Annotated in this window: 5 protein-coding genes and 1 tRNA gene; 1 reads left to right on the forward strand and 5 read right to left on the reverse strand. The window is 56.7% G+C overall.

Translation table 11 applies throughout. The annotated features are described in order from the left end of the window. On the forward strand, positions 1-476 hold a 476-nt coding region (locus ACF8AM_RS24155; protein ID WP_392558107.1), incomplete at its 5' end, for a transposase. A gap of 355 nt (positions 477-831) precedes the next feature. Here the strand turns inward: ACF8AM_RS24155 and ACF8AM_RS24160 are convergent. From ACF8AM_RS24160 to ACF8AM_RS24180, 5 genes are all read right to left on the reverse strand, one after another. After that, positions 832-903 (reverse strand) — tRNA-Gln (locus ACF8AM_RS24160). 156 nt (positions 904-1,059) lie between these two features. After that, the gene (locus ACF8AM_RS24165) at positions 1,060-3,030 is read right to left on the reverse strand and encodes a BBP7 family outer membrane beta-barrel protein (RefSeq protein ID WP_392558108.1); all 1,971 of its coding nucleotides are present in this window, start codon (positions 3,028-3,030) and stop codon (positions 1,060-1,062) included. Between the two features lie 479 nt (positions 3,031-3,509). After that, positions 3,510-5,054 carry an anti-sigma factor family protein gene (locus ACF8AM_RS24170; RefSeq protein ID WP_392558109.1) on the reverse strand — a complete coding sequence of 515 codons (1,545 nt, stop codon included), beginning with the start codon at positions 5,052-5,054 and terminating at the stop codon, positions 3,510-3,512. Continuing rightward, positions 5,051-5,761: an RNA polymerase sigma factor gene (locus ACF8AM_RS24175; protein ID WP_392558111.1), complete on the reverse strand. Its 711-nt coding sequence runs from the start codon at positions 5,759-5,761 to the stop codon at positions 5,051-5,053. Before ACF8AM_RS24175 ends, ACF8AM_RS24170 begins: the two co-directional genes overlap by 4 nt. A gap of 217 nt (positions 5,762-5,978) precedes the next feature. Further along, entirely contained in the window at positions 5,979-8,387 is a 2,409-nt protein-coding gene (locus tag ACF8AM_RS24180) for a protein kinase (protein ID WP_392558110.1), read from the reverse strand. Positions 8,388-8,896: the final 509 nt, after the last annotated feature.

Below are 8,896 nucleotides of genomic sequence, written 5' to 3' on the forward strand. Positions count from 1 at the left end.
ACGAACCGGTCGCTTACTTTATCACCTGGACTGTCTACGGGACATTTCTTCAGGGTGATGCGCGATGGTGGCGCAAACGCGACGACGGTGAGCAAGCCCCACAACCGCTTCTTCAGCAATGGCATCAGGAACGACTCAACCATGCAGTTGTTCTACTTAGTCATGTTCACCGTCAGGTTGTAGAAAGAGAAGTCGACATTCATTGTGAACGACGAAGCTGGAAACTCTGGGCTGTGAGCGCCCGTTCGAATCACGTCCACCTGGTGGTAACGGCCCCCGGGTATGCGGGCGACAAAGTGCGAGATCAACTGAAGGCGAACTGCACGCGCGGTATTCGTGAGATTGATCCGCAATTCATCGACCGTCCGGTATGGACCACGAAGGGCGACGTTGAGTTTGTGAAGAAGGAAGACGATCTGGACAAAGTGATCGAATACGTCGTCCTCGCTCAGGATCGAATGGAGCGAGGAAAATGATCACTCCCCAGTTGAGCCGACGGGCGATAGCCCCGGTTGAGAAAACGAGGACTGATAGAACCGGGGCTCTCTACACCGAGCATTGCCTTGCGTACACCAAAACCAAATGGCCCAGTACCTCAACAATCCGGAACTCGCCGCCAAGTTCCAACGAGTCATTTTTGACTTGTTACTAGCGAAGGGTGCTTGAACCCAGCTTCGCCCACCGAAGAGACCAATTGGGAGGCGGCGGTCGAAACGGAAAATTCAATCCACCACCGACGGTGCAGGACAAGGGCGGAGACACCGGCGCACAAAAAAACCCAGCGAAACAGGCTGTTGATTGCTCTGGATCACCGGGGATTGTGTCGTCAAGCTACCCCGCTAGGACTCGAACCTAGAATGGCTGGACCAAAACCAGCTGTGTTGCCAATTACACCACGGGGTAGTGGGTGCGACTGAGCGGGAAGTTTAGCATGCGTTGCTTGGTTGCTAAAGAGGAGTCTGGCGGTTTCCAGCGGGTTCATTCCGGAATTTTTTTCGGCGGTTCAATGACGCCGATTTTGCTGGCTTTGCAACGATTCTCTCCCCTTCCCGCCCTGGCTCAGAAGGGATGCACGACGCCAAAAGTGATTCCGTGTGCGAGCAAGTCGTTGTAAGTTCCCTCCGGGTCAGGGCGACGACTGCCCTCGAATCCGCCCGTCGTCAAATCGCTCAGGTTCAGCAACGGGTCGATCTGCTCCGCCGCACGCATCACGCGGCTGAGGTACAGGAACTGGTAACCAATTGTGACGTCCCAGTCATTCCAGAAATGACGGGTCACAGAAAGTTGAATCTCGGGTGCGACAGCTAACTCGTCAAACTCTCGAACACCCGAATTCGTTGATCGAACCAGCAAACCGGTGTCTGATCGGCTGGTGATCACCCCGCCACCCGACTGAGGATCGGTGCGGACGGACGATCCCGACGCGGCGACACTGCTGTGCATCACCCCAATCCCCAATTGGACTTGTGTGTTGATGGACCAAACGTCGCCGGAAGTGGTTGATCGAATCCCCATCGTGGCGCCGTGAAAACGGTTGTCGACCGAGAAATTGTCGGTCTGTTCCAACAACGTCCCTGCATCCACCCCGCCGCCGTCGACCAGGTACCGTCGCTCATCATGAATCGATAGCCGGTCGTCCAGTTGCAAAAACCGATAGCCGACGAAGGATTCCATTTGCCGGCCGCGATGGTTGATCAACAAGGCGCGGATCAGTGCATCCGCCCCACCAAACTCGGTTACCGAATCCACTGCGATGTTGCCGCGAAGGTCGCTGTTGAACTGAATGAGGTCAGCGGATTCGCCGTTGTTAACGCCGCCGGGTGTCACGTCGACAAAGGGACGCGCTAGGATCGAATACTGTTGACTGTCGGCGTAGAACCGGTCGGAGATGTCTTCGGTGAACAGAATGGATCCAGAGATTGCCAATCCAGTGTCGCCCAAATAACGCCCGATCTCGACTCGACCAGCCGAACGTCCGTTGTCGTTGAGCATGCCACCGTAAATGGATTCGGTTCCGAGTTGGCCGATCTTTCCTGCGACATCGCGATCCGTTCCGGCTCGTCCCGTCGTGACCAGGGCAGGGGCATTTTGCCCGTCGACCCAAAGATGCATGTAATCCGCTCGAATCCAAAGATCGTGAAGCGGATCCGAGAGGGCTCGCGCCAAAACTCGCACCCGTGCATCGATTCGGTCGTCGCAGGCGCCCACACAACTTCCACCACATTCGTCGCACGCGGATGAGTGCCCGTGCGAAAGTCCATGAACAGCCCCGTCGACCAACACACTTTCTTCACCGAGGTAAGCGTCGCCCATCTCGCCCGCATAGATCTCGCCTTCTTCGATCCATTCGCCATCGACAACGCTGCCGTCGAGCAACTGTCCCTCGACGGTACGTGGCACGAAATCATTCATCGGGGCCTGCGCCGTGCGGGCCGGAATCGACAGGGTTCCTGGCAAGGGTTGGCCCACTCTCACAGGAGCAGGTTGGGCACCGTAATAGTATTCGCCTTCATCCAGTTCGCTGGGAATTGGATTGCCATCGGCATCGAGAATTTCGACGCTGGTGACTTCTCCTGGTGTTTCGAATTGAGGTAAACCAGTTGCCCCGGGGACAATCACTCGCCCGTTGTCAGGCAGCTTTGCGCGAGACGATCGGTTGGATCCGGACTGGACGTACTGGACCGTCGCCACGGATGGCGCGGCAGCGTCTTCGGCGGAATCATTGAACGCGGCGTGCTTTGGTTTGCCTACATTGCGTTCCACGGGGATGCGCCGCGTGGACTTGTTCGCGGAATTGTTTTTGGGCTGCGTCGTCGCGGCTGACACCGGAGTCGGCTGCTTCTGGCCTTTGATTTCGGCCTCCGACTTCATCCCAAACTGGATCGGGAAGGGAAAGAACTTGCTCTTTGATTTTTCAGTGTTTTCTTGAGCCCAACCGCTGGCTGGCAACGTCACGAAATGGATTGCCAAGCATGTCCCGAGGAGCATGCGTCCAAATCCAGAGCGGTATCGAGTCGTGGTGTCGTTCATATGCTTTCCAGCCTTCCGAGACTCCCCTGGGGAATCGTGAATTGCGAGGCAATTGCGTGTTGTCAGCGGCAATCGCCGATGCGTCGGCTTTCGGGTTAACAAACTTGAGCCAAAAAGATCAAGCCGGAAAGAAATTTGATTGTGTTTCACACGGAAGGGAGAAACTGCTCCAGGAACGATGCCTCTGGCGAGGTTGAAAATGGGCGTTGGCCATGGACCGATAAAGCGGAACATCAAAGCTCACGCGTCGGGTCGCGATGGGTGCTCTCGGCCGACGCTGACGGGCAAGAGTGCCCATCCAACATGCGTTCAGACGTCGCTGACGACTGAGCCAACGAGCCATCACCATGGACGCTCTTAAGGTATGGACCAGGCAGCGAGTCATGAACTGGCGCAAGTCAAAGGACTCGTTGCCTCAGTCAAAGGACTCGTCGCCTCGTCCACTACGATCCACCCTCACTTTTGACGGTGACGCACCACTAGGGACGAAGGAGTTGGTCGCGGACTTCGTCAGGAGGCAACAAATCCAAGACATCGCGTTCGTCAGGAGAAGCCTCATTGTAGGCTTGCTGCAGCGTTTTCAATTCCGAATCGGGACGACCGCGACGACGCAAGGCTTCCTCGGCCCAGTCGCGGATGACCATCGACCGGAACCAGGCGTTCGTTGACACCGTTCGCAGCAATTCCAAGTCCGCTTGCGGCAGCATGTTCTCGATTTGATGCAATTCACTGAGCGTCAATGGCGGCGATTCCGGACCACGCTTTCCGTCCTTTGATCGCGGACGCCGGTCGGAACTGCCAACAATGGATCGCGCGATGAAGTGATAACGGATCGACTGGTCGAGCCCCCGCTCACCACTCTCACCAAATCTCCAGTGCCGGAACCCTTCCATCATTCGCACCGCTGCGGGCTCTCGATCCTTGAGTCGTTGCTGCACGATCTGACGCATTGTGAATGCGATCCGCTCGATCGTCTCGTCACTCAAACCTTTCGCGGTCACGCGTCCAATGACGTTCATGGTTTCGTGCACGCCTTCTTCAATCGCATGTTCGCGAAGTTCACCGGTCTGGTTTTCGATCGCGGCCAACGTGTCTCGACTGAGCTGTTCCTTCCAACGTGAATACGCTCGCAACGTCGTCCGCAACTCTTGCGAATCCTCGGCCTCCGACACACGTTGGGCTCGCTCTCGCGTGATCGACCGAGCCTGCGGCGATAGGTTGTTGAACGTGTCCCAGCGACGGTAGGCCGTGGCACGTTGTTCTTCATCGAGTTCCTGAACCGCCTCCAGCAATTCATCGGTGCCGCCATACTCGTCCACCAAAGCTTCTAAATCCTCGGTCGCCGAATGGCTGGCCAGCGCCATCCACAGCGGCGAATCAGCTAGGTCCCGAACGAGTTCCAAGTCATCCGTGCTGGAGTAAGCCTGATGGTCAATCGCGATTGGGAAATCGGCGATTTGTTGTTGGCGTGAATAAGAAAGCCAGCTCCAACTCGCAACCGCCGAACCAACCAACGCCAGCAAGCTGAACACAAGCAGACGACGCGTCCACTTTTTCATCCGGCGACGGGGCAGGGGATTGGAGCCAGCAACACTGTGGTCGCCGTCGACGGCTTCGATTCCTATCGAGGCTCGTGTCAGGTCGCGAACCACCATTTCCAAGGTGGTTTGGACCGAATGTTCATCCACAACAGGAGTCGGCAACACGTCCAGCATGTCCCAACCACGCTGCAATCCTTGCAGACGCAAACGCAGCGACTCTTCGTTGACCAACCGGTCTTCGAGTTCAGCGCGTTCTTTGCCTGACAGTTCACCATCGAGGTACGCCACCAATTGCTCGTCATCGCGATCAACAGGCAACTCACGAATCGTGGGTTGCTCGGGATCGTTGCCGCCGACCGAACGATTTCCGCTTAGCGATGGAATCGCCATTGAGACCGTTTGGTCGCTGTTCGTGTGCTCCGTTTCATTGACGGATGCATTTGATTTGGGCGTCGCGTCGAGAGGATGCTTGGGATCATTCATGAAGGTTCCTCCTCGGCATGTTCACCGACATGTTGACTGGAGGCCTGTTCCAACTTCAGTGACGGCAAAGAAATCGCCGGATCGACACTTGTCCCCAGTTGCCCCGATTCGATGTAAGGCGTCAGAGCCTCTTTCAAACTAACGCGAGCACGACTGAGCAAGGACTTCACCGCCTTGGTACTCAGCCCCATCGTTTCAGCGATTTCGACGTAACTCATGTTTTCAAACCGAGACAGGATCAACGCCATTCGCTGGCGTTCATTCAACGAAGCAACTGCGGCGCGAACGATCTTGGCTCGTTCATCGCCTTCGACTTGGCGTGTCGGCATCAAGCCGCTGCTGTCGACCGCCGCGACAGCTAAAAACGGTGCATCGCTGGAATCATCTGCGCTACGCGGCGAATCCACTTCGCTGGTCTCATGCCGTCGCGAAGCCGTCCGTTTTGAATTGCGTGCGACGTTGCCGGCGATGGTGAACAACCAAGTCGAAAATTTGGCTCCCGGCATGTAGTTCTGGCGAGCCCGGTAGACTCGCATGAAAGTTTCCTGCGCCAAATCCTCTGCCAAATCACCTCGTGGGGCCAAGTGTTGCATCAACCGAACCAACCTTGCTTGATAACGCCGCACCAATTCTTCGAACGCCCCCGCATCGTCCTCTTTCACGCGCAGCATCAACCGCACGTCAGGATCTGATTGCGTGTAACGCAGGACGGTCGATTGGGTCGGCGAAGCCAGGGCACTGTAGGGAAAGGAGGAATGGAACGGGACAGGAAAACGAAGACGGGAACAACGGGGCAGGGCAGGTGCGTCTCTGAACTGCCTACGTGGTTCCAGTGGCAACTGTTTTCAACACGATTGTTTCAAATTCGACTGCGACCTCCAAACAAGCCTCACAGGTTTCGTCGCCGTCAGCCCCCGGTGTGAATCACCCGCCGCCAGCAGCAACGTGCTGCAAGATGCCGTAAATTTCGATCACATTTTCATCTGCATCGAACACCGGATTCCCTCGTGTAAACAGCTTTCGATACTTGCCTTGGTCATCACGATACCGGAATTTCAACTGGAAAGAGGTCCCCTGCGTCAAACTACGCTCAATGGCGACCTGAAGTTTCTCGCGGTCGTCTGGATGAATCGAGGCGACAAACTCGTTGTAATCAGGGGCCCCACGCTGGACGTCTCGCCCCGTCACGCGAAATGCTTCCTCGGACCAACGAATCGATTGGGTTTGCAATGCGAACGACCAACTACCTAACCCCGCCAACCGCTGGAGGTCTCGCAAACGCCGACGAGAATATTCCAAATCGCGTTCAGCGGTCTTGCGAGCGGAGATGTCTCGCACGGTTGACATCAGCATTTCCTCCCCGCCCAACAGAACGGTTCGAGAACTGATCAAGACATCGATCACCCCCGAGGCTTGCTGAGGGACGGGCAAGTTGTCTTTGCACAGCGATGGCTCCACCGAAGTTTGTTTGTGCAAGAACTGGGTTTCGAAGTTGTCGATCTGACCTTCGCGAGCGAGCTGCTCGATGAACTCTTCCCGCTTTTTCGGGCAGGCCCAAATGGTCAGCGAGGTCATCTTCTGCCCCACGACTTCTTCTTTCGTGTACCCCAGCAATTCCAGGCACGCCGTGTTGGCTTCCATCACCACGCCATCGGACCAACGGATCAACATGCCAGCATCCGGCGAATGCGTGAACAACGTCGAGTACTTGGCTTGGCTTTCGCGAACCCGTTCACGACGATCGCGTTGCTTGCGAACTCGCGCGGCCGCCTCGCTGTCGGATTGTCCCGCGGATTCATACAGCACAAGTGCCAGGTCCAAATCCCCTTGCGCGGTGGCGGTTCGTGCGAACTCCAATTGTGTGCTGCGAAGAGTGTCGATGGCACGGCGGTTGTCAGGCCAAATTTCAATGGCTTCCCGCAGCAGAGCATCGACCGCCGCGAAACGCTCGTAGCGATCCGCTCGCAATCCTGATGGAGTCCCTTTTTGAGCGGCTTCTTCAGGAGACCCCAGTTCGGCGATTTCGGACAAACGTCGTTTGGCGCGACGCACCAACCGGTCACTCGCTTCGTGTGACCGGTGGCCTTCGATCGCTTCAATCAATTCTTCCACGGAACTGAACCGGCCCAGCGGATCAGTCGCCATCGCCTTCAAAGCGATTTGAACCAATTCCAATTCCGTGTCGCCGAGCTGGTCCGGAACCGGCTCGATTTGATTGTTCGCCGCGGCGCGAATGCAGGCCAGCAAACTCTTGCCATGGTGCGGCGGGAAACCCGCCACGACACGAAACAGAATCGCGCCAAGTAGATAAATGTCGGTGGCATACGTGATGCCAAACAGATCACCTGCTGCCAACTCGGGTGCCATGTAGGCCGGCGTTCCGCCGATCGCGTGATACGAATCGGTGGTGGACGCGGCTGCCGTGGGCGTCAACGAACTCTTGCTGAGAGCCAATCCCCAATCCGCGACCAAGACTTCGCCAAAGCGACCCAGCATCACGTTCTCGGGTTTCAAATCGCGATGCACGAGCCCCCGCGAATGCGCGTAACGAATAGCATCGGCAACTCGAAGCAGGATGTTGAGGTTTTTCTCCAAAGAAAGCGAATCAATCTGCTGGTCCCAGCTCGCTCCATCCACCCGCTTCATCGAGTAAAAGAGCTGGCCTTCGTCATCGATGCACAAATCATGCAGCGCGATCACGTTGGGATGATCCAGCGCACCAATCACGCGAGCCTCGGCCAGAAAGCGTCCGCGAGAAGAGGCGTCCGTCGTCAGCTCGCGCCGCAACACCTTGATGGCGACTTCACGATCAATCGCGCGCTGATGGGCTTGGTAGACAATCCCGGTTCCGCCGCTGCCCAGCGTTCCAACCAATCGATACTCGACATCCTTCAATGACTCACAATCCGCTTTCGTCGGATCGGAATTCAACATGGCGACTCGACGTGGCGGCAAGAATCCTTCGCAATTCGAACGGGTCTCTTGCTTCTCGGCGTTCCCGGTGGCCGACGAACCGCTTGGGGTTGGATCGGTCTGGATCAACCGGTTCCCGGTCCCCTCCGAGGCTTCCTCCTTGCCATCGCCATCAACCGATCCGGTCGTCTCGATCGTTTGAGCCAACTCGGACAGCGATGCCTGACCACCAGCGCTGAGCCGAGGCATCGCGATGCGTGGAGCATTCGACCAACTGGGATGCTGCAACACCCCCTCGGAGATTTCCCCGTCGCCAATCGCATCGAGCGACAAGGTGAGTGTCTGCGAATCAGCGGGCATCTCTGCCAATCGTTTGGACAGAGCGGCATCGACTTCAATTGTTTCAATCAGGCTGGACATCAACACGTCCGAAGGGGGCGAGCACCCGCGAATGCCAAGGCCACGTTTGCCGTCATTCGCGCACCCCATTTTAGACGCAGGGCTACTGGCAACGTAGGCCCAAGAGCAGATTTCACCCCGGCATCCATCGGAATTCAGCCCAGCGAGCCTGATCAGTTTGCCTGGACGGTTCGACCGCTCGGGGGAGCACGAGCCCACGCCGCATCCGTCCACCCGGTACATCGGGCTTCCAAGACCAACGAAGAAAGACGCTCTGGTAGAACCTCACGTAGGCGAGTCTCTCTGAGACTCGCAAATGGAAGCGTCTCGAAGAGACTCCGCTACGTGATCAAGCTCAATGCCTCCCGCTCACGTGCTGAGGGTCGCCCCGCTTCGCGGTCGAGGAGCGTTCTGTTGTCATACCTGTTGAGTTAAACGAAAACATTGCTTCAGTATGCAAGAATCCCTTTCCTTGGCCATTAAAACGTAAGAATAAACCACCAGCGTATCCCATATTAGAGTTATCAATC

The organism is Rhodopirellula sp. JB055 (genome assembly GCF_043100905.1).
GTDB lineage: Bacteria > Planctomycetota > Planctomycetia > Pirellulales > Pirellulaceae > Rhodopirellula.

Coding starts and splice junctions, on each gene's coding strand:
- ACF8AM_RS24165 (WP_392558108.1), bottom strand. CDS start 3,030: ATGAACGACACCACGACTCGATACCGCTCTGGATTTGGACGCATGCTC.
- ACF8AM_RS24170 (WP_392558109.1), bottom strand. CDS start 5,054: ATGAATGATCCCAAGCATCCTCTCGACGCGACGCCCAAATCAAATGCA.
- ACF8AM_RS24180 (WP_392558110.1), bottom strand. CDS start 8,387: ATGTCCAGCCTGATTGAAACAATTGAAGTCGATGCCGCTCTGTCCAAA.